This window comes from Negativicutes bacterium (genome assembly GCA_021372785.1).
Classification (GTDB): domain Bacteria; phylum Bacillota; class JAAYKD01; order JAAYKD01; family JAAYKD01; genus JAJFTT01.
Genome location: JAJFTT010000011.1, coordinates 16,717 through 40,003, shown reverse-complemented (window position 1 = coordinate 40,003; position 23,287 = coordinate 16,717). Strand labels below are relative to the sequence as shown.

Below are 23,287 nucleotides of genomic sequence, written 5' to 3'. Positions count from 1 at the left end.
CGGCAGTCTAAAAAACCTCGGCGACAGACGCTCCGATCGGCGGAAAGGGGATGAGAAATTGAAAAAACCAAAGCGGATGAGAACGGGTTCGGCGCCAAAGCGGATCTTGCTTCTCTGTGCTCTGATTGTATTGACATTTTTCCTTTCACCGGCGGCAGCTCGGCTGTCGCTTTCTAAATATGTACTGGAACCAAAAACTTACACGATTTCGCTTACTTCCGCGCAGCAATTTCCGTTAACGGCAATGGCGCCGATAGAAGGCACGGCGCAAGTGGGGCAATTACTGACAGCCGGCGCGCTGACTCCCGCTGATGCGATGGCCGACGCCACCTATCAGTGGTTCAGTAGTGCCGCCATTGACGGCAGCTATACCGCAATCAGCGGCGCCACTGCCGCCTCCTGCACGCTGTCGGCTGCCGAATACGGCCGCTTTATCAAAGTGACGGTCACCGGCGGCGACGGTTACAGCGGCCAACTGACCAGCGCTGCTGTGGGTCCGGTCAGCGCGGCTCCCATCACGATTGCCGCCCTTGCGGGGATCACGGTACCGGTCCGAGGGGAAGTGCCCGACCTCACCGTCACCGCCAATGCGCAATATACGGCCGGCATCAGCTGGTCTCCCGCGGATTCTCCTTTCAAAGCATATACCGTCTATACCGCTGCCATCACCATTACGCCAAATAGCGGCTATACCCTGGATGGGGTGCCCGAGAATTTTTTCACGGTAGACGGCGCCGCCGCCTCCCATGCCGCGAATTCCGGCGCAGTGACGGCGGTCTTCCCCAGAACGGCGCCTGCCGTGATTAACCTGGCCGCGATTGCCGGCGTGACGCCGCCGGTGATCGGTGCGACACCGGTCGCCGGCATAAGCGCTACGGAGCAATATACGGCAAGCATTACCTGGTCCCCCGCGCACAGCCAATTTCTGACCGATACGATCTATACCGCGACCATCACACTGACGGCGAAAACGGGTTATACCTTAACCGGCGTTGCGCAAAACTTCTTTACCGTGGCGGGTGCTGCCGCAACCAATGCCGCCGACAGCGGGGTGGTAACGGCCGTTTTCCCCATAACAGCATTGCTGCCGATTTCCTTACCTGCTATCGAAGGCGTAACCGTTCCGGTCAAAGGCGCCTTGCCGGCAGCAAGCGTTACGGCTACCGAGCAGTATACTGCTGCCATTTCCTGGTCACCGGCGGATTCTCCCTTTAAGGCGAATACCGTTTATACGGCAACGATCTCGCTCACGCCAAAATCCGGCTACACCTTAGCCGGTGTCGCCGAGAATTTCTTTACGGTAGCGGGTGCGACCGCTGCCAACGCAGCGAATTCCGGGTTGATCACGGCAATCTTCCCGGCAACGGCCAAAGAAAATCTAACCGGTGTCAATCTGAGCGGAACCGCAATCATCGGCCAACAGCTGACGGCTGTTGACCTCATTCCTTCCGGCGCCACGGCAACCTATCAGTGGCAGCGCTGCGAGACGATTGACGGCAGCTATGCCGATATTGCCGAAGCAACGGACATTGCTTATACCCTAGTGCTTGCCGATAAGAACAATTACCTCAGAGTCGCTGCCAGCGGCAGCGGCAATTACAGCGCGACGGTTTACAGCAGCCCCAGCGCCAAAGTAAGCGGCATTCCCTTAACCGGTATCGGAGAAATCAGCGGCACCACCCGTCAGTATGAAACCTTAACCGCAGGAGCCTGCTCACCGGCGGAAGCGACCGTCAGTTATCAATGGCTGCGTGCAGACAGTGCGGACGGCGAATACAGCGAGATTGTTGGCGCCACCTCTTCCACCTATACTTTGGTTTTTGATGATAAGAACCACTATATCAAAGTGAGAATCAGCGGCACAGGCAGTTATAGCGGCAGTGTGGAAAGCGTCAGCTCCGGACCGGTTGTCTTTGCGGCGACGGCCATCACCGCTATGGCTGCAATCAATGGCACGCCTTATATTGGTCAAACCTTGACCGCCGGCGCCTTGACCCCAGCGGAAGCGACAGCATCCTATCAGTGGCAGCAAAGCACTGCTCTCAATGGGACCTATACCAACATCAGCGGAGCAACCAATAGCAGCTATTACTTAACCGCGGCTGCCTTGAATCAATTTTACCGCGTGGTGGCGACCGGCTCGGGAACCTTCTCCGGCACAGTCAGCGCCAGCATCGGTCCGATTAAAACGGCGGCGCAGCAGATTACCGCCATCGGTGCGATTAGTGGTTCCACGGTATCCGGACAGGTTTTGACCGCCGGCACCCTGACTCCGGCCGAGGCGACGGTTACCTATCAATGGCAAAGATCCGATCTCAGCGGCAGTATCTATACAGATCTTGCCGGTGCAACTTCCGCCAGTTATACCTTGAGTGATGCTGACCTAAACTGCTATTTAAAAGTCGTGGCAACCGGTTATGGTGCTTATACCGGCACAGTCATCAGCCCCCGCAGCAGTCTGGTAGCGACCAGCACACAGAATATCACGTCCATTGGTGCGATTACAGGAACCGCTCAAGTTGGTTCGATGCTGACCGCCGGTGCTGTGGCACCGACGAATGCGACGGTGACTTACCAATGGCAGACAGCGGATAGCCTGAGCGGGCCCTTTACGGATCTCAGTTATGCCACAGCTTCTTCCTATACGGTAACCGCCGCAAATTTAGGCAAGTATCTCCGCGTCAAAGCGACCGGCTCCGGCGCATATGCTGCCAGCGTGGAAAGCAGTGCGGTGGGTTCAGTCACCGCCTGTCCGTTAATCTCGATCACCAATATCAGCGGTACCACGGTGATCACCTACACGGTGACTGCAGGAACGGTAACCCCTGCCGGTGCCACGGTGAGTTATCAATGGCAGAGATCCACTAACAGCGGCAGCACTTATTCAGATATTCTAGGAGCAACTTCAGCCAGCTATACCTTAGTCGCCGCGGATAACAATTTGACTAACACTATCTATATCCGAGTGGCAGTGACCGGAATCTTGCCTTATACCGGAACAGTGCTCAGCAATTATATTGTGCCGAAAGCCAATACCGGCGGAATCACCGCCATCACTGCCATTGCAGACAGCATTGGTTTGACGGAAGTATTTCAGTCGCTGACAGCAGGTACAGTCACACCTTACGGTGCTACCGTCACCTATCAATGGTATCGCTGCGATACGGCAAGCGGTACTTACGCTGTGGTGAATGGTGCAACTTCGAAAACTTATAATATCTTAGGAATTGATAAAGGCTATTTTTTCAAAGTGGAAGCAACCGGCTCCGGTTCCTACAGCGGTACGGTTTGGAGCCGTTATGCCGGTCCCATCACGGCAGCCCCTCTCAGCGCGATCGGTTCGATCAGCGGTACGGCGACGATCGGGCAGGTGATTACCGCCGGCAATCTGACACCATCCGCCGCAACAGTCAATTACCAGTGGCAGAGATCCGATCTGAACGGTGAGAATTACAGCGACATTACCGGCGCAACCTCCAATACCTACACCCTGACTGCCGGCGATGAAAACCGATATCTCAAAGTTACCGTGACCGGCTTCGGTTATTACAGTGGAACTCTGACTAGTCTGCGCACCGGTCCGGTATTAACCAATGCAACGCCAATTACAGCACTCAGCGCCATCGACGGGATTGCCCGCGTCGGCCAGACTTTAAACGCAGGTACGACCACACCCTTGGGAGCGACCGTTACCTATCAGTGGCAGCGCTGCACGGAAATCAACGGAGTTTACAGTAACATCAGCGGAGCGACAACGGCAACCTACACGCTGACACCAAGTGATCTCAATCAGTACATCAAATTGGTTGTTCACGGTGCCGGTATCTATGCTACGCCAGCCGAGGGCATCAGCAGCACAGCCCTTGGCCCTGTGGCGGTGTGTCCGATCACCGCTGTTTCCAATATCATCGGCAAGGCGGAAGTAGATCAAATTCTAACTGCCGGTACAGTAACACCCTACGGAGCGACTGTCAGTTACCAATGGCAGCGTTATGTCAACGGCAGTTATGCAGCCATCAGCGGTGCAACCGCCAGCACCTATACGTTGGTCACAGCGGATAACACTTATTATATTCGGGTAGCGGTCAGCGGGATTTCCGGTTATTCCGGTATGGTGTACAGCAACAACACAGGACCGGTCGGCAGCCCCAATGCCATCAGCTCGATCAGCGCCATTACCGGCGTAACCAAAGTCAGTCAGGTGCTGACAGCCGGTACCGTGCTGCCGTATGGTGCTTCCGTCTCCTATCAGTGGCAAAATTCCAGTGAAGCCGACGGTACTTACGCTAATATCAGCGGAGCGACGAGCAGCAGCTATACGCTAACCACTGCCGATTATGGGAAATATTTGAAAGTAATTGCCGAAGGCACTGGTGTCTATTTTGGCGAAGTCATCAGTACGCCGACCGATCTGATCAGCAAGGGTTCGATCACAGCAATCTCCAACATTAGCGGTTCAACGATCTCCGGTCAAACGCTGACTGCCGGTGCAGTGACTCCTCTCGGAGCGACTGTCACCTATCAATGGCAGCGAAGCGATACCTCCGGCAGCAATTACACCAATATCACGGATGCCACAGCCAACACCTACTTATTAACAAATGCGGATGTAGCATGTTATCTGCGGGTTCTAGTCACCGGCAGTCAATCGTATGAGAGTTCAGTAACCAGTTTACCGACGGCTGTGATTTCACCCAGCGGTACGGTTCCCACGGCGCTGATCAGCATTGCAGCGACCGGTGGCACGGCGAGAGTAGGGCAAACCTTAACGGCAGGAGCCGTTTCACCAAGCAATGCAACAGTGACTTATCAGTGGCAGCGTTCTGCCGGAGCGTCCGACAGTGCGTATGCCAATATCAGCGGTGCTGTTGCCAGCAGTTATGTTTTGACAGCAGCCGATTTTGGTAAATATGTCAGACCGGTCGCGACCGGCAGTGGCACCTTCAGCGGTTCGGTCAATCCCAGCGGTACGTCAATTACCCTGAAGCAACTGGTCACAGCCGGCAATATCACCGGTACACCGGCGGTTGGTGAGACAGTGGTTGCGGGTGTCTTGACGCCTGCTGATGCCACGGTCACCTATCAGTGGCAGCGCGCCAGTAAAAACGGTACAGATTATAGCAATATTGCCGGCGCCACCGGCAGAAGCTATACGATTGTCGATGCGGATGATGATGGTTATCTGAAAGTTTTAATTGTTGGCACCGGAGCTTATGAGACAAATCCGACGGCCGGTTTACTCAGCGCCGCTTACGGTCGCATCGAACCTTACCCCTTTAAGATCACCGCAATCAGTGCCATCACCGGGATTTCACAGGTCGGTCAGCTCCTGCATGCCGGTGCCACCACACCTTACGGCGCGGCGGTCACCTATCAATGGCTGCGCAAAGTTGCCGGAGCGGAAACCTATGCTGAAATTATCGGAGCAACCGCCAGCAGCTATACAACAACGAGCAGTGACTATCATGCTTATATTAAGGTGATTGCCACCGGTGCCGGTTCCTTTTCCGGTTGGGTAGAAAGCGCGCCGACTGCTTTGATTGCGGCAGCACCGCTGACTGCTATCGGCAGCATCAGCGGCACCGTCGCTACGGGACAAACCATTACAGCCGGACCGTTGACACCGCTTGATGCCACGGTCACTTATCAGTGGCAGCGTTCCGATTCCTCCGGTTTGAACTTCAGCAATATCGCCAACGCGACCGAAAAAACTTATCTCCTGGGAGCGTCCGATTTGAATTGTTCTTTGAAAGTCATTGCAACCGGCACGGGCAGCTATACCGGGACAGTGACGAGTTCTGCGGCCGGACCGGTCAGTGCAACCTTTCAATCGCTCACCTCGATTGGACCGATTACAGGGACAGCGACTGTTAACCAAACCCTGACAGCGGGAGCTATCGTACCGACTAATGCCAGTGTGACCTATCAGTGGAAGCGGGCGGATTCAAGCGGAGGGAACTATACCGACATCAGCGGAGCAACGAATTCGCAGTACACTTTAACAGCTGCTGATTATGGTAAATTTATCAAAGTCGTCGCCACCGGCTCCGGTGTTTATGCCGGCAGTGTGGAGAATGCTGCTGTGAAAGGAGCCATTGCCGCCTGCCCTATCACCGCGCTCGGAGATTTTACCGGCAGCTGCAATATTGGGCAAGCGTTCGTTGCGGGAGTAATTACCCCTGCCAACGCAACCGTGACATATCAGTGGTATCTTTCCAATAGTCCGAATCCACAAGGTTGGGATTTGATCGGAGCAACGACCGCAGCCATCGTTGTTCCGGAAAATAAACTGGGTTCCGGTCAGGGGACAAATACAGTAGGCTATTATCTTAAGTTAGTGGTCACAGGTTCTGGCGCTTTCAGCGGCAGTTTAGAAAAGGTGAGTGTTGCCATCGGCGCAAAAACCTCCCTGACTCCGCTGACTGCAATTGGGTCGATCATTGGTACAACAGCGCCAACACAGCTGGTCAGTGCAGGCAGTCTGACGCCGAACGGTGCCACGGTTACTTATCAATGGCTGCGCTGCCTGACTTCCGATGGAACTTATGAAACGATCACAGCTGCAACTTCTGCTTCCTATACCATCCAAAATACGGATTTAGGTTACTATCTCAAGGTCAGCGCAACGGGAACCGGAGCTTATACCGGTATTGTGATTTCGGGCTTTAAGGGGCCGGTCATCGCACTCAGTCAAACGACGCCGATTACTGCCATTTCGGATATCCTTTATACCACTGCCCGCAACGTGACTTTGACCGCAGGCACGGTGACGCCATTGCTGGCTACTGTGACCTATCAGTGGCAGGTCAGCAGCAGTATATCCGGCAGCTATACCGATATTGCCGGTGCGACAGCCAACACCTATACAATACCTTTGACTCAAACCTATGGCTATTATTTCAAAGTAAAAGCGACCGGTTCCGGTTCCTATACCGGCACCGTCACCAGCAATTATACCGGGCCAGTCGTAGAAACTCCTACTCCCCTGACCAGTGTTGCAATCAACGGTACGGCGCAGGCGGGACAGACTCTGACAGCCGCTGTACAGCCGACCAATGCCACCGTAACCTATCAGTGGCAGATTTCAACCACAGTCAATGGGACCTATACCGATCTAGCCGGAGCCACTGCTTCAACCTTCCTTGTCACGGTGGTAGAATACAACTACTATCTGCGCGTTGTCGCCATCGGGTCCGGTGCCTATACCGGGACAGTGATCAGCGCTTCTACGGATCGCATCGCCGCTTTCCCGATTTCGGCCATGGCGCCGATCGGCGGCACAGCCGTTGTGGGCAATACGATAACGGCGGGCGGCTTGACCCCGGCGGCGGCCACCGGTGCTTACCAATGGCAAATTTCCGCTACCGGCAATGCGGCTGACTTTACGGATCTAGCCGGGGCAACCAATGCCACATTGGCGCTGAGCGCCAACGAACTTGGTCAATATCTGCGGGTTAGCCTGACCGGTTCCGGTGCCTATTCCGGCAGTTATACCAGCGCTGCCGTCGGACCGGTCGTCTATGCGGAAGCTGCACCGGTCGCCGGTAATGTCGGCAGCACCGGTTCGGCGCAAGTTGGTCAGACGATGAGTGGCTATTATACTTACAGCGATCTGAACGGCGATTTGCAGGGAACTTCGACTTACCGCTGGCTGGCGGACAATACCGCGATCAGCGGCGCAACGGCAAATACCTACCTGATCACGGCGGCTGAGCTCGGCAAAACGATTCAATTTGAAGTAACCCCCATCGCGCTCAGCGGTACTTTAAGCGGTACGGCAGTCAGAAGTACTGCCGGTTGTGCGGTGGTGACAGCGGACGCCCCGCGGGCCAACAATGTCAGCATCAGCGGCAGCGCTTCGGTTGGACAAACCCTGACCGGTTCCTATACTTATAGCGACAGCAACAGCGATCCGGAGGCAACGAGTACTTTCCAGTGGTATGCGGATGATACTCCCATCAGCGGCGCGACCTCCCTCACTTATCTGCTGACGATAGCGGAAAGCGGTAAGACCATTCGCTTTGAAGTGACGCCGGCAGCGCAAAGCGGCACGACACCCGGCGCAGCCAGCAGAAGTCTGCCGACCCCGGCTGTACTGGTGGAAGAAATGGCGCCGCTGGCGCTCAATGTCAGTATCTTAGGAACCTCTATGGTTGGCGAAACGCTGAGCGTAGATTATACTTATCTGGATTTCAATGGCGATCCGGAAGGCGACAGCCAGATTCAATGGTATGCCAGTGACCTCAGTGATGGCTCACAAATGTTGATACTGGCAGGAAATCCGAATCGTACGGCAATTAGCGGCGCTACCGCAAGAACCTTAGTTATCACAGCAGCACTGCAGCAAAAACAGATCGATGTGGAAGTCACTCCGGTGGCGACCAGGGGTAAAAAAATCGGAAATCCTGCCCGCAGCGCCAAAACAAACGCGGTAACAACGGATATCAGCCTGCTTACCATTAATGGGGTGACTGCTCCGGTGAAAGGAGCCGTTCCGGTGGTGAGTCTAGCCGAAACAACGGAATATACGCTTTCCCTGGTCTGGTCTCCTGCAGTATCTACTTTTGCCGCCAATACAGTTTATACTGCGACCATTCAGGTTACGCCGAAAGCAGGCTATAGTCTGGCGAAAGTCAAGCATAACAGCTTTACGGTGACGGGAGCGGTTGCTGCCAACGCAGCTCATAGCGGCAGCGTAACGGCAGTCTTTCCGGCTACTGCAAAAGAAACGCTGATCAGCGTTTCAATCAGCGGCAACCCGGTCATCGGTGAAACTCTGACAATGGATCAATTGCTGCCCGCTAACGCTGCGGTAACTTATCAATGGCAAAGAAGTACGGCCTTTGACGGTAGTTACAGTGATATTGCCGGGGCGAATACAAATCAATATGTGCTGACGGCAGAGGATGATCTGCAATATCTGCGTCTGTCGGTCAGTGGTTCAGGAAATTTCACCGGTACGCTGAGCAGTGTCTCTATCGGACCGGTCAGTACGCAAGGTAGAGTTCTCAACGGTATCACGGCAATCGGGGGTCTGCCTCAGGTAGCCAACCTTCTGACTGCGGGGGTTCTGACGCCAGCCGGCGCCAGCGCAACTTATCAGTGGCAAAGATGCGCCACGATAGACGGCGAATATCTTGCGATCAGTGGAGCCACCGGCAGCAGTTATCTGCTGACAGCCGACGATTATCAAGCTTATCTGAAGGTAGTCGCGACAGGCTCCGCCGGTTTCTCCGGCGTGATTACCAGCGCGGCTACGGCGCAAGTGCAGAAAGGGCCGTTGACCGCCATCTCCGATGTAATTGGTACCACCGTAATCGGACAAATCCTGACAGCCGGAACAGTCACACCGCTCGGCGCTTCGGTGACCTACCAATGGCAGAGATGCGGCACCACCGGGGCCTATGTGGATATTACAGGTGCTACGGCGAGCAGCTATCAGATCACCGGTTCGGACAGTCAGTTCTTCCTAAGAGTGATTGCGACCGGCACGGGCGTTTATACCGGCAGCGTGACGAGTGACTCCACCGTGCATAAGGTCACGCAAAGCAGCGTTGCGCTGATCAGCCTTGCAGCCACCGGCGGCAGCGCCCAGGTCGGCCGCACGCTGACTGCAGGCGAATTGACTCCCTACGAAGCGACGGTGACCTATCAATGGTACCGTTCTGCGGCAGCAGAGGGCGAGTATGAACCAATTGCCGGCGCGACCAATGCGGCTTATACGCTGACAGCGGCAGACTGCAATCAGTATCTGCGGGTTACGGTGCTGGGTTCCGGCCTCTATACAGGCAGCCTGACCAGCATCGCGGTCGGCCCGGCCACTACCGGTGTTGTCTCTGCGATTGCCGCCATCAAGGGTACGACCATGATCGGCCAAACCTTAAGCGCCGGCGCTCTGACACCGTTTGAAGCCAGCGTAACCTATCAATGGCAAAAATGCAGAACAGCCGGCGGCAGCTATACTGATATCAGCGGAGCCACTTCGGCGACCTATACGATCACAGCGGCTGATTTCAATTACTATCTCCGCGTTGTTGCTACCGGTTACGGCAGTTATACCGCTGCCGCCACCAGCGCGCCGACCGCCGGTAGAGTAGGCAGTGCCCATACGCCCATCAGCAAAATCGGCGCGATTGTTGGTCTTGCACAGGTCGGCAATACGATCAGCGCGGGAGCTTTAACGCCTGCCGCTGCCACCGCGACCTATCAATGGCTGCGCTGTTCTACAGAAGAAGGCAGCTATGAACCGATTGCAGGGGCGACCGGCTCGACTTATCGCCTAACCGCTGCGGATTATAATTGTTATATGAAGGTCACTGCTGTCGGTTCCGGCAGTTACAGCGGCAGTGTAACGAGTGCGGTTTCCGCTTTGACGGCAGCCTGCCCCATCACCTCCATTTCGGATATCATCGGAACCACAACCGCGGGAGAAACCTTAACCGCCGGCACGGTCACGCCGCTGGGCGCGACGGTCACATATCAATGGCAGACTTCAGATGCAACCGATGAGACCCGTTTTATTGATATCGCCGGAGCGACCGCGCAGAATTTCATTGTGCTTGCGGAATATAATTATCGCTATCTCAGAGTGCTGGTTACCGGCAGCGGCGCTTATAGCGGAACGATCGCCAGCGCCCAAACAACCAGCCGCGTGGTTGGAACCGTGCTTGCTACCCTCAGCGGAATGGATCCGATTGTCGGCACGGCCAAAGTCGGCAATACGCTCACTGCGGGGAATCTGAGTCCGACCGGTACGGACGCAACTTATCAATGGCAAAAGTGTACGGTTGCCGACGGCACTTATGAGAATATTCCGGGTGCGGCAGACAATTCTTATCGGCTGACGGCGGCTGATTATCCATACTATCTGCGGGTCGTCGCCACTGCTTCCGGCAGCTATATTGGCAAAGTTGTCAGCGCGGTTGCAGGACCGGTCGAAGCCGGAACGATAACAGCGCTGGGACCGATCGGCGGCATGGCGGCAATCGGGCAGACAGTAAGCGTGGGAACCATCGAACCGGGCGGCGCGACGGTGACTTATCAATGGCAAATCAGTCCGATGGCAGACGGCGTCTATACCGATTTAACGGGTGAGACCTTTGCTCATTATACAATCAGCGAAGCCGATTATAACAGTTATCTGAAAGTGACGGTTACGGGCAGCGGCAGTTATAGCGGCAGCATCAGCAGTGCGCCCAGCAGTAAAATCAGCAATGCATCGTTTGCGCTGACTGCGCTGGAAGCGATTCATGGTACGGCTGCCGTAGCGCAGCAACTGACGGCCGGGGCAGTGTCTCCCGCAGGGGCGACGGTAACCTATCAATGGCAGAAGTGTCTGACGCCGGATGGCCAATACGAAGACATTGTCGGCGCCACCAAGAGTTATTATCTGTTGACCGCCAGCGAATACGGTTATTATATCCGCCTGGCGGTCAACGGTTCGGGTAACTATGGCGGCAGCTTAAGCAGTTTGGCAACAGGCTTGGTGCAAAAAGCGGCGGTCACGGCCATTGCGGATCTAATCGGCAGCACAAAAATCGGCTTAACCCTGACTGCCGGCGAATTGACGCCAGGCGGAGCGACCGCCGATTATCAATGGCAGCGTTCCGACACCGGCAATGGTTTGACTTACAGCGATATCCCCGGCGCCACGGCGATAAACTATACCATGACCGGCGAGGACAGCTATCGTTATCTTCGCGTCATTGCCACGGGCAAGGGCGCTTACAGCGGCACTGTGATCAGTGAATCCACCGTCGCCAGAGTGAGTGCGGGTGAACTGACTCCGCTGCAAAGTATTGCCGCCATCAGCGGCAGCGCTGTGGTAGGACAAACGCTGACAGCCGGCGGGCTGACACCGCACGGCACGGCAACTTATCAATGGCAGCGCTGCGCTACAGCCGACGGCAGTTTTGAAAATATCAGCGGAGCCAGCAAAACGACTTATGTCCTGACGGCGGCTGACTTGAATTACTTTTTTAAGGTGGTGGCGACCGGTTCCGGAGTTTATACCGGCAGCGTGATCAGTTCCGCTACCGCCGGGGTTACTGCCTGTCCGATCACCGGTATCGGCGCGACAGCCGGTTCACTGGCTGTCGGTCAGGCTCTGACTGCCGGCACGGCGCAGCCGGCTACCGCTAACCTGACCTATCAGTGGCAGAGAAGCGCGGCAGTGGGGGGGGCCTATCTCAATATCGACGGTGCTCAGCAAAATACTTATGTTCTGCAAGCGGAGGATGCCGGTTACTATTTGAAGGTAGTGATCACTGGCGTCAACGGCTACACGGGAAGCATCACCAGCGCTTATTGTGGTCCGGTGGGTCTGACCCTGACACCGATTACCGCCATTACGGCAATCAACGGAACCGCACAGGTCGGCAGCGTGCTGACCGCGGGAAGTCTGACGCCGGGGAATGCCACAGTCACATATCAGTGGCAGAGAGCAGCCGAAGCGAACGGCACGTATGACGATATTCCGGGAGCAACCGCCAAAAATTATACCTTGCAGGTTGAGGATTATGCGAAGTATATCCGGGTCAGAGCAACCGGATCCGGTAGTTATGCGGAAACGGTTACGAGCGCAGCCACAGGACAGGTACTTGCCTGCCCGCTGACGGCAATTTCCGATCTGATCGGCACAACGAGGCAAGGCCAGACGCTGACAGCCGGCAGTGTGAGCCCGCTTGGCGCGACGGTTACCTACGAATGGCAGGTAACCAGAACACCGGGAAGCGGAACGCCTGCGGTGATTAGCGGGGCAACCGCGGCTACCTATTACATCGCGGACTTACGCTATAGCCAAAACTATATCCGGGTTGTCGCGACAGGGACGGGAGCCTATACGGGCAGTGTCGCCAGTGCCTATTCCGTCAGCATCATCACTGGCGGAACCGCCACAGCATTGTCTTCCATCGCTGCCACAAGCGGCGGAGCGCAGGTCGGCAGCTTGTTGACTGCCGGGGTTTTGAGCCCGAGCGGCGCGACTGCCACCTATCAATGGCAGAAGTGCGAGACCGAAAACGGCGTTTATGCCAATATTCCCGGTGCGGCCGGCAAGACCTATCGTCTGTCGGCAGCGGATTACAACTATTATCTCAAAGTCGTCGCCACCGGTTCCGGTAGTTACAGCGGTGTGAAAACAAGCGAGGCAGTCGGGCCGGTCAGTCTGGCCCCGGTTACGGCAATCGGTCCGATCCGCGGCAGCACGATCAAGGGAGAAACCTTGACAGCCGGCAGCATTACGCCGCTTGCCGCCACGGTCAATTATCAATGGCAGAGCAGTAATGCATCAAACGGCAGCTTTACGGATATTGCCGGCGAGACACAAGAAAGTTATACCATGCAGGAGTCTGATCTGAATCGCTATCTCAGAGTGATGGTGAGCGGCACCGGCAGCTATTTTGGCAGTGTATACAGCGTTGCTACCGGTCCGGTCGTGAATAGCGCAATTCCCATCACGGCGTTCGGACCTATCAGTGGAACGGTACAAGTCGGACAATTGCTGACGGCGGGCAGCGTCACTCCAAACGGCGCTAGTGTAACCTATCAGTGGCAACGAGCGAATTCTGCCGGCGGCAGCTACAGTGACATTGCCGGTGCGACTGCGGCGAGCTACATGCTGACGGCGGACGATTACAACAAATTCCTGGTCGTGAAAGTAAGCGGTGCAGGCGTTTATAACGGGACGCAAATCAGCGCAGAAACAGCTGCGGTAGCGAGCTGCCCGATCACAGCGATCTCGCCAATTATCGGTTCCACCACAGAAGGGCAAACTTTAACCGCAGGAACGGTCCTGCCGCTGGGCGCAACTGTCACCTATCAATGGCAAGCTTGTCAGACACCGGACAGCGGTCCTATTGACTTAATCAACGGAGCCATTGCCAATACTTATGTTGTGAATCTGCAATACAGTTGGTCTTTCCTCAGAGTGGTGGTAACCGGCAGCGGAGCTTATAGCGGCACAATAGAGAGTGCTTATACTACGGGTAGAGTAACCTCTGCGCCGGCCACTGCAATTTCAGCGATGGCTGCGATCCAGGGTACCGCACAGGTTGGCAGTCAGCTGACTGCGGGCAATCTGACCCCGGCAGCGGCGACGGCAACGTATCAATGGCAAAGAGGCACCGCTTCAACCGGTAATTTTGAAGATATTTTGGGAGCAACAGACAAGAATTATACGCCGACAGAGACGGATGATTCCTCTTATCTTAGGGTGATTATCACTGGTTCCGGTAGTTACAGCGGTGTGAAAACAAGCGAGGCAGTCGGGCCGGTGCGGGCAGCAGAGGAGGCTCCCTTTGTGAGCAGCGTCGCTATCAGCGGTACGGCGCAGGTAGGGCAAACGCTGACAGGCAATTATACCTACAGCGATGTGAACGGTGATCTCGAAGGTAGTTCTATTTTCCGCTGGTATGCCGATGATACGGAAATTCCCGGTGCCACGGAGCTGACTTATGTGCTAACGGTGAGTGAATTGGGGAAAGCGATCCGATTTGAAGTCACACCGATAGCCGCAAGCGGCATCACCTCTGGTACAGCCGTGCAAAGCGCTGCGACAGCGAACGTTGTGGCAGCCGAAACGGCGCCCAGCGTCAGCCTGGTCAGCATCAGCGGACTTTTACAGGTTGGCAAAACGCTGACAGGCAGTTATATTTACAGTGATGTGAACGGTGATCCCGAAGGTAGTTCTATTTTCCGCTGGTTTGCCGATGATACGGAAATCTCCGGTGCCACGGAACGGACTTATGTGCTATCGGCGAATGAATTGGGGAAAGCGGTTCGCTTTGAAGTCACACCGGTGGCGGCAAGCGGCATACTCGCCGGCAGTGCTGTACTGAGCGAAGCGACTGCGGCAGTGGCGGAAACGGCAGCGGAAGCGGCTCCGACTGCCGACGCAGTCGGCATCAGCGGTACGGCGCAGGTAGGGCAAACGCTGACAGGCAATTATACCTACAGCGATGTGAACGGTGATCTCGAAGGTAGTTCTATTTTCCGCTGGTTTGCCGATGATACGGAAATCTCCGGTGCCACGGAGCGGACTTATGTGCTATCGGCGAATGAACTGGGGAAAGCGATCCAATTTGAAGTGACACCGATGGCAGCAACGGGCACGAGCAGTGGTTTGGCGGCAATCAGCACCGCAACAGCCGCCGTGCTACCGGCCGAAGCAGCGCCGCAAGCTACCAATGTGACAATCAGCGGCATGGCGCAATTTGGTCAAACGCTAACAGGCAATTATAGCTACAGTGATGTGAACGGTGATCTCGAAGGTAGTTCTATTTTCCGCTGGTATGCCGATGGGGTTTTGATCACCGGCGCCGAGGCAAAAACGTATTTGGTAACGGCGGCTGTGATCGGCGCTGTCTTGAAATTTGAAGTGACGCCAATAGCCGCAACGGGAATCACCGCCGGCAGCGCCGTAGAAAGTGCTGCCACGGCGGCTGTCACAGCGAAACCGATTGACCTGACCGTCATCTCCGGTATTACGCCGCCCGTTAAAAATGCCGCACCCGATCTGATGGTAGATGCTACCAGTCAATATACAGCCACCATCGTCTGGAATCCGTCGCCCGGAGATAAGTTCAAAAAAAACATTGTTTACACGGCTGTGATTAGCCTGACAGCAGCGGAAGGCTATACAACCATTGGCATCCCTGACAATTATTTCAGCATCGCCGGTGCAGTCACGGTGACAAACTCCGCTGATTCCGGAACGGTCAGCGCGATTTTTCCAAAAACGGGTAACGACTAGAGCACAAAATGGGACAACACCGTATAAAATCTTTTCATATCGCAAAAAACTATTGACTGAGTGACTTTGCCGGCATATAATCACATTATCGGTTGGTTGATAAAGGAAACGGTAAGCGGTTCCTTTGCAAGACAGATCCAGAGTCAAGGTTACAAATCAGGTCAGAATCGATTGCGCCGGATCCGGCCAACGCTGGTCCGGCAGGAACGATTCCGCTATGCCAATCCGGAAAAAATTGAGTGGGGGTTTTGAGATGAACACGACGGATCACACCAAAAAAACATGGGATAAAACCGTGACGGTGATCGGCATCCTGCTTTGTATCCTATTATTACCGCTTCTGATCATCAATGCAACGCTGATCGTGAAATCCTTTGTCTATCCCAACGAAGTACCAAGCTTTCTCGGTTATAAACCGTTCATTGTTTTGTCCGGCTCAATGGAACCGGAGTTTTACTCAGGAGATCTTGTCCTGGTGAAAGAAGTAGCGACTGATACCCTGCAGGTCGGCGATGTCATTTCCTATCGCGAGGGGAATTCAGTCATTACCCATAGAATCGTCGAGATCACCGAGAGCACCGACGGGCGTAAATTTACTACCAAAGGGGATAACAACAACGTCAATGACAGAAATCCGGTCCTGGAGAGCATGGTGGAAGGGCAATATTTGCTGCATGTCTCCAAACTGGGTAATTTCGCGATTTTTATGCAGACACCGATTGGTATGGTAATTTTTATCGCCTGTCCGCTGGTATTGTTTATTTTATATGATGTTCTGCGCCGCATGCTTTTCAACCGTAAGAAGAACCGGCAGACTCAGGCATTGGAAGCCGAGTTGGAAAAAATGCGTCAGCAACTGGCGGAAAAACAGGGTAACAAGGACGATCAGCCAAAAGAATAAAAAATCCCAGCTGTTGACAGTCAGACTGTCAACAGCTGGGATTTTTTTGCAGTGAATTAACAAGGAGCGCCAATCTTATGCCGTTTCCGGTTTTTTTGACATCAGTGCGATAAATACGGCGGTGATGTTGGGATCAATGACTTTGCCTGCCATTTCGCTCATCTTCAGCAGCGCTTCTTCATTGGATAAAGGGTTGCTGCAATAAATATTCGTCATGGCATCATAAGCCTCAGCGACTGCTATGATACGGGACATTTCCGGGATTTCCAGACCATGCAATCCCTTCGGATAACCGGAACCATCCCAGTTTTCATGATGGCTGTAAACCGACTCCGCTAAATCCAAGGTTTCGTCAAATAAATTGAGGATACGGTAACCCATGATCGGGTGTTTTTGCCGCTCTGCCCGTTTTTCTTTTGTCATCGTATCGGTCCGCAGCATTTCATCCTTTAAAACGATTTTGCCGATATCATGCAGATAGCCGGCTTGTCCCAGTTTCTTAATTCGGGTTTCGGGCAGTTGCAAAGCCGCCCCAATTTGGCTGCAAAGCCTGCCGGTGTTGAGGGAATGCTGACGTTCCCGGGGATGTTTATTATGCAGGGTTGAGATCACCGTGTTGAGTATGCCTGAGTCGATTTGTTTGCGGTTGCTGGTTTTATTCTGGTACATATTGCTTTCCGCATTGAGAATCGTCCGTTCAATATCCTGGGAGCAGTCTGTTTTGGTGTCGAACCCCATAGACATGCTGCAGGGAATGCCGGATACTTTTTCTTTAAAAAGTTCCGCCGTAATTTTGTCTGTGATTTTTTCTGCTGCTGCGGCATCTGTTTTCGCCAAGAGCAGAATAAATTCATCTCCGCCTGCCCGGGCAATGATTGCCGAGTCCCCGCAGGTTTTTTGCAGGATTTCCGCTGATTTTTGGATCAATTGATCACCAAGGCTATGACCGAAGATATCGTTGATTAATTTTAAACCGTTGATGTCGCCGAATAACAGGGAGATCGGCAGATTCTGCTCGGTGTCCATTGCGGCAACCTGTTCATAAAAGCGGCTTTTATTCAAAAGACCGGTCAGAGAATCGTGATAACTAAGAAATCTGATCCGATCTTCATCTTTTTTGCGTTCGGTAATATCCATAAAAGTGATCACGGCACCGGTTACTTTTCCGTCCTTATATTGAGGATAGGAATGGTACTCCGCATCAAAACTGCTGGCATCGGCCCGCCAGAAAACTTCCTCCTTCACATGCAAAGTACTGGCTTCCTGCAGGGATGCGATGATGCGGCATTCTTCCGGCGGACATACTTTGCCGTCTTGCAGGTTATGCAGAATTTGACTGTGCATATTTTTACCCAGCAAGTCTTCTTCTCTTTGATAGCCCAATAAAGCCAGGCAGCTTTGATTGCAGAAAGTACAATTTTCCTGCAGATCAATGCCATAAATCGCTTCGGCGGTGGAATCCAGAATCAGCCGCAATTGCTCCTGGCTGTTTTGCAGCGCTTCATTGGTGAGGTTCAATTCACGGTTTTTTTCTCTCACAAAAGCGGATACTTCATTCCTGCTTTGTTCGAAATAATCGATGATCAGGATTAGCATCAAGGTGGCGAAGAATAGATTGCCGATAGCGCTCCAGTTCATGCCGGCAGGCTGCCATAGTTCATGCCGGCTGAGAAGATAAATTAAGAGCCCCGAACCATAGATCAGAGTCAGACGCCGGCCAACCTTTAACCCCAGCTGGAAGTAGAGATAGGGAGGGAAACAGCAAATCCAATAAAGGGCATAGTTGGCGGTCCCATTGAAAACAATATATAGACTCAAAGAAAACAGGAGAAGCAAAACGGTAAGATGACTGGCTTTGATAAATTGATTGGTCTTATGAAAATAACAGAGCAGACCGCAGGCGAAGAGGATGACCAGCAGGTTGACAGCTGCCAGGGTGGCGTTTTGAAAAAAAAACAGATTGCTGAAGGCACAAAAGACAGATATGGGAATCATGGCCAGCAGGACCACATTGAGCAGAATCACGCTGCGGTATTCCGGGTGACTGGGGGTAAAGTGATGACGGTTGGTTAAGAATCCATCATTTCGAATGAGACGCATGAAGTTGAAACACCTCCAAAGATGCATGATCCGTGGTCCGCAATTGATTTTTGCCTGGATTCCTCCGAACGGCATCTTGCGATCTGTTTTTTAGGATCGTCGAGCGTGAAGCAAAAACACGAGGAGCGCTTTTCTATGTTTATCGACAGATAAAAAAACAAATAAGTTTTTTTTATATTGCGTAATAGTTTCATGATAAATCTTCCAACAGTATTTGTCAATTACGAATTGTTTTATTTCAGAAAATAATCGAATTTTTCCGGCAGAGAAAGACAGATTGTCGTATTTTTTCTATGAAAAAGGCAAGACGGCATTCCGGGAAGCAGTCGGAACGCGGTCTTGCCTTTTGATTGTAGGGACGGTTCAATTTTTAGCAGAAATTACGCCTCTGCCAGCGCAGCCTTCAGGACTGCTTCAACGGCTTCTTTGCTGCCGACGCCTTTGAACGGAGCCGCCTCCAGCATTTTTTGACTGCCGAGATAAAAAGTTGGAACAAAATAATAATCGTACTTGGCTGCCAGTTCCATTTGCTGACTTTCATCGATTTTTTCGATTTCGATGGCAGCATATTCCGGATGCTGTTCGATTAGTTCATTCAGCATCCGCAGGGCTTCTTGGCAATAGGGACAATGCGGTAAATAGAACAGGGTGATTTTTTTCATGGGATGGAAAACTTCCTTTCGTTTTGCTTAGAATGAAATACTGCCGACTGTGCGCGGACTGAGGCAGACATCGCGAATGTTGCTGACTCCCGTCAGATACATCACCAATCGTTCAAAACCGAGACCATAGCCGCTGTGATATACCCCGCCGTATCTGCGTAATTCCAAATACCAACTGTAAGGTGTCAGGTCCATATTCAATTCCTTCATCCGCTGGATCAGCACATCATAACGTTCTTCCCGTTGGCTGCCTCCCACAATTTCACCGATGCCGGGTACCAGCAAATCGACTGCCGCCACGGTCTTGCCGTCGTCATTTTGGCGCATGTAAAAAGCCTTGATTTCTTTCGGATAGTCGTAGACAAAGACAGGCTTTTGAAAAATTTGCTCAGTCAGGTAACGCTCATGTTCTGTCTGTAAGTCCATTCCCCAGGAGACGGGGAAATCGAACGACTGTCCGCTCTGCAGGAGCAGCTCGACCGCTGCGGTGTAGGAAAGGTGTTTGAATTCATTGGAGACCACATTGTTCAGGCGAGTCAGTAAATTGTTATCGACAAATTGGTTGAAGAATTCCATTTCTTCCGGGCATTCCTGCAGGACATAGTTGATGACATATTTGATCATACTTTCGATGTTGGCCATGTTGTCCTCTAAATCGGCAAATGCCATTTCCGGTTCCATCATCCAAAATTCCGCTGCATGACGGGTGGTGTTGGAATTCTCAGCCCGGAAGGTTGGTCCGAAGGTGTAAATGTCCCGAAAAGCCATCGCCATCGCTTCGGCCTGCAGCTGACCGGTGACGTTGAGATGGGTTTCTTTGCCGAAAAAATCCCGGCTGTAATCTATGCTGCCGTCTGCCTGATGAGGCAGGTTCATCAGATCCAGTGTGGTGACACGGAACATTTCGCCGGCGCCTTCGCCATCGGAGTCGGTGATCAAAGGAGTGTTGGCGTAAACGAAACCCTGCTCCTGGAAGAAACGATGGATGGCAAAAGCCGCCACGGAACGGACGCGCAGGACAGCGGAGAAGAGATTGGAACGCGGACGGAACCAGGCAATTTCACGCAGATATTCCAGGGAATGACGTTTTTTCTGCAGCGGGTAATCGGCAGAGGAAGACGCCAGCTCAATGATTTCCTGCGCGTGCAGTTCAAAGGGCTGCTTGGCAGCCGGAGTTTGAAGTAAGCTGCCGCTGATCTTGAGGGCTGTTGCGATGGGCATTTTCGCGACTTCCGCAAAATTAGCGACTTGCTGCGGTTCAAATACGATTTGCAGGTTTTTAAAAAAGCTGCCGTCGTTCAGTTCGATGAAACCGATACTGTTGGAGGAGCGGGTGGTGCGAACCCAGCCGGCGACGGTGATGGTCTGGCCGTAAGGCGGCTGTGCCATGCGGTAGAGTTGTTTGATTTTGGTGACAGTCATTTTCAGTACCTCCTGTTTTTTCTTGCTATCAAGAAAGCCCTTCGTTGACGCTGTAAACTTTACAGCGGGACGAAGGGCTGCTATTCGCGGTGCCACCCACTTTGGAGATGCTGCCCGCTGACGAATATTTGCGGATGGCAATCTCCCAACTCATGAATCGCTGCAGCGGGCGAACCCGGCCGCGTCTACTGAAAAAGCAAAGGAAGCCGGCTTTTTGTTCGGGCGGCAACTCGGCGGTGTTCTTGGCAAACATTGACTTATCGGGTTCGCAGCATTCCCGACTCTCTGAAAAATCAGTTTGTTTGTTACTCTTCGCGTCATCGTTTAATGTGGATGAAGTTGATTTATTATAGCGAAACTGAGATCTTTTGTCAAGCAGAATATGCAGGAGAGATCGGCAAGCGGCAATCTCCTTCCGGCAGCTGCAGCCGGAGGCTGATGCCGCGCTGCGGGAGACAGCCGCTTGCTTTGGGGAGTGAGTGGATAGCGAGGGGGTGGATTTATTCCTGAGTTGGGTAAATTGTTTTTTGGCCGCAAACGGCAATCTCCTTCCGGCAGCTGCAGCCGGAGGCTGATGCTGCGCTGCGGGAGACAGCCGCTTGCTTTGGGGATGGTGATGCTGTTGCGCTGAGAGAGATGAAAACATAAAAAACTCGAGGTGTATTCCGGAGCCATCTCACGGAAAGGGTGGAGAGGCTTGAGGCATATGCAACCCGAGTTTTTTGGAGCCTAGGCTGTGATAGGGAATTTTGCTGCCTGCCGGGAAAATTACGGCAGCACTACTTCAACTCTGGCCGTACCTGCCCGTTCGCTGCTGGCAGTGATCGTTACTTTGCCGCCGGCTTTGCCGAGCAGCAGCCATTCGGCTTTCTTTTCTTCTCGTCCTTTTAACTGCGGCAGTTTAATTTTTTCTTTGCCGTTGGGGACAACAATGTTTTCGCCGCTGATTGAGACTTCAATTGGACGAACCATTTTGATTTGTTCGGCGAGATGAGTACCGCCGGTAGGCAAGTAGCCTTTGTTGACGATACCGCAGCTGATTTTATACAAACCATCGGCCATAGTTTCCACTTTGACTTTGCGGACATCCACTTCGGCCATGGCTTTGATCTGAACGTTGGTAAAGCGCATATTGCGTTCGCAGAGATCGGCAAGGTAGCGCTCCGGCGGATTTTGAATCAGGAATTTTGATTTCCAGCCGCCGATTTCCACTTTACCCAATTGCGGATGATTGAACTCGTGCCAATCCACAAAGCAGTCGAGCTTGTTTTCGTCATGCCACTTTGCCATTTTCAGCATGTCGGCTTCCCGTTCCTTGGCAGTCTGAATTTTGCGTTCTTTGGAAAAATCGTTCTTCTGGCAGCCGGCTGCATTGGTCGAACTCCACAGTTCGGTTGACCAGGAGAGAATACCGCGATGATTATAAATCCAATCGAGATAAACGCCGCGCAAAGGTTTATCTCTTTGGCTGGGAGGAAGATAACCTTCAAAAATGCTGCAGTGTCCGTAACCGGTAAATTCCACGCCGCGGGTGGCTAACTCCTTATAGGCGGCCACATCGTCTTGATTCATCGCTTTATCCGGTATGGTGGCGCAGGGGCGCAGATGGACTTCCCCGGAGGTATGATAGCTTTGGGCGCCGGCAATATTTTTTTGCTTGATCAGGAAATCGGCTACGGATTTGGTTTCCGGTTCGGAAAGAGCATAATCACCGGAGCCGATTTGTTTGGCATCGATATCCCAGAACGCGGGCATATTGCGGTTGACATCCAAACCCCAGCGCGAACGGGCGGCATTGACTTCAACCCCATCGAATTCCACGATTTTACCTTCCTGATAAACACGGTAAAAATCACCGCTTACTTCATCGGGCTCCCGTTTGACCATCAGACGGGGATCTTCCGGGCAAAGTTTATAATCGCCGTTGGGATCTTTGATGCGCATTTGGGTAATCCAGCCGTCGCCGTCCATGTCTTCGGCATGCAAACCGGGCTGATCTTCGGTGAATGGGAAGAGACGGGTGGAAGAGCGCGGCGTATAGGGGGTGTGGAAATACATTTCCGATCCGTCAATGGAAACACGGGGTACCACATAGATGGTGCGGTTATCCAATAGGGCGGTGGCATCCGCATCCGTACCATAATTCTCCAGCAACCAGCTGACCGTATAGAGCGCGACAGCGGAACCGGTCACCTCACCGGCATGGAAGTTGGCATCGATATAATACCCGGGTTTTTCAGCGGCGATGCCTTTCGGTGAGGATAATTCCAAACAGAGGATGGTCCGCCCTTCGTAAGTCTTGCCGATTGGATATTGTTTGATTAATTCCGGAAAAGCAGCGCACCATTTTTCAATCAAATCTAAAATTTCTGCCCAGACATAATATTTGGCGGCTTCATAAGCGACTTTCATAGAGATCCTCCTTCATTTTTGATCATTCTTTGGAATAGC

General features: G+C 53.1%; 6 protein-coding genes and 1 other annotated feature. Of the genes, 2 read left to right on the top strand and 4 right to left on the bottom strand.

The features are described from left to right. The first annotated feature begins 58 nt into the window (after nucleotides 1-58). Together LLG09_01840 and LLG09_01835 are read left to right on the top strand one after the other, a co-directional pair. A complete protein-coding gene (locus tag LLG09_01840; protein MCE5195861.1) occupies nucleotides 59-15,751 on the top strand; it encodes a hypothetical protein in 15,693 nt (5,230 codons plus the stop codon). 253 nt (nucleotides 15,752-16,004) lie between these two features. Beyond that, the gene (locus LLG09_01835) at nucleotides 16,005-16,652 is read left to right on the top strand and encodes a signal peptidase I (GenBank protein MCE5195860.1); all 648 of its coding nucleotides are present in this window, start codon (nucleotides 16,005-16,007) and stop codon (nucleotides 16,650-16,652) included. Between the two features lie 75 nt (nucleotides 16,653-16,727). Here LLG09_01835 and LLG09_01830 read toward each other — a convergent pair whose 3' ends face one another. From LLG09_01830 to LLG09_01815, 4 genes are all read right to left on the bottom strand, one after another. Continuing rightward, nucleotides 16,728-18,752: a diguanylate cyclase gene (locus LLG09_01830; GenBank protein ID MCE5195859.1), complete on the bottom strand. Its 2,025-nt coding sequence runs from the start codon at nucleotides 18,750-18,752 to the stop codon at nucleotides 16,728-16,730. A gap of 380 nt (nucleotides 18,753-19,132) precedes the next feature. Continuing rightward, nucleotides 19,133-19,414, bottom strand: coding sequence for a thioredoxin family protein (locus tag LLG09_01825; protein ID MCE5195858.1), 282 nt, complete (start codon nucleotides 19,412-19,414; stop codon nucleotides 19,133-19,135). Nucleotides 19,415-19,441: 27 nt separating this feature from the next. Next, the gene (gene asnS / locus LLG09_01820; protein MCE5195857.1) at nucleotides 19,442-20,836 is read right to left on the bottom strand and encodes an asparagine--tRNA ligase; all 1,395 of its coding nucleotides are present in this window, start codon (nucleotides 20,834-20,836) and stop codon (nucleotides 19,442-19,444) included. Between the two features lie 62 nt (nucleotides 20,837-20,898). Then, nucleotides 20,899-21,166 (bottom strand) — a binding site (T-box leader). Between the two features lie 438 nt (nucleotides 21,167-21,604). After that, nucleotides 21,605-23,248, bottom strand: a complete 1,644-nt coding sequence (locus tag LLG09_01815; GenBank protein MCE5195856.1) for a M14 family metallopeptidase — start codon at nucleotides 23,246-23,248, stop codon at nucleotides 21,605-21,607. Between the last annotated feature and the right edge of the window lie 39 nt (nucleotides 23,249-23,287).

Excerpts from the sequence above, each read along its gene's own strand:
- LLG09_01830 (MCE5195859.1), bottom strand. The coding sequence starts at position 18,752 with ATGCGTCTCATTCGAAATGATGGATTCTTAACCAACCGTCATCACTTT.
- LLG09_01825 (MCE5195858.1), bottom strand. The coding sequence starts at position 19,414 with ATGAAAAAAATCACCCTGTTCTATTTACCGCATTGTCCCTATTGCCAA.
- LLG09_01815 (MCE5195856.1), bottom strand. The coding sequence starts at position 23,248 with ATGAAAGTCGCTTATGAAGCCGCCAAATATTATGTCTGGGCAGAAATT.
- asnS (MCE5195857.1), bottom strand. The coding sequence starts at position 20,836 with ATGACTGTCACCAAAATCAAACAACTCTACCGCATGGCACAGCCGCCT.
- LLG09_01835 (MCE5195860.1), top strand. The coding sequence starts at position 16,005 with ATGAACACGACGGATCACACCAAAAAAACATGGGATAAAACCGTGACG.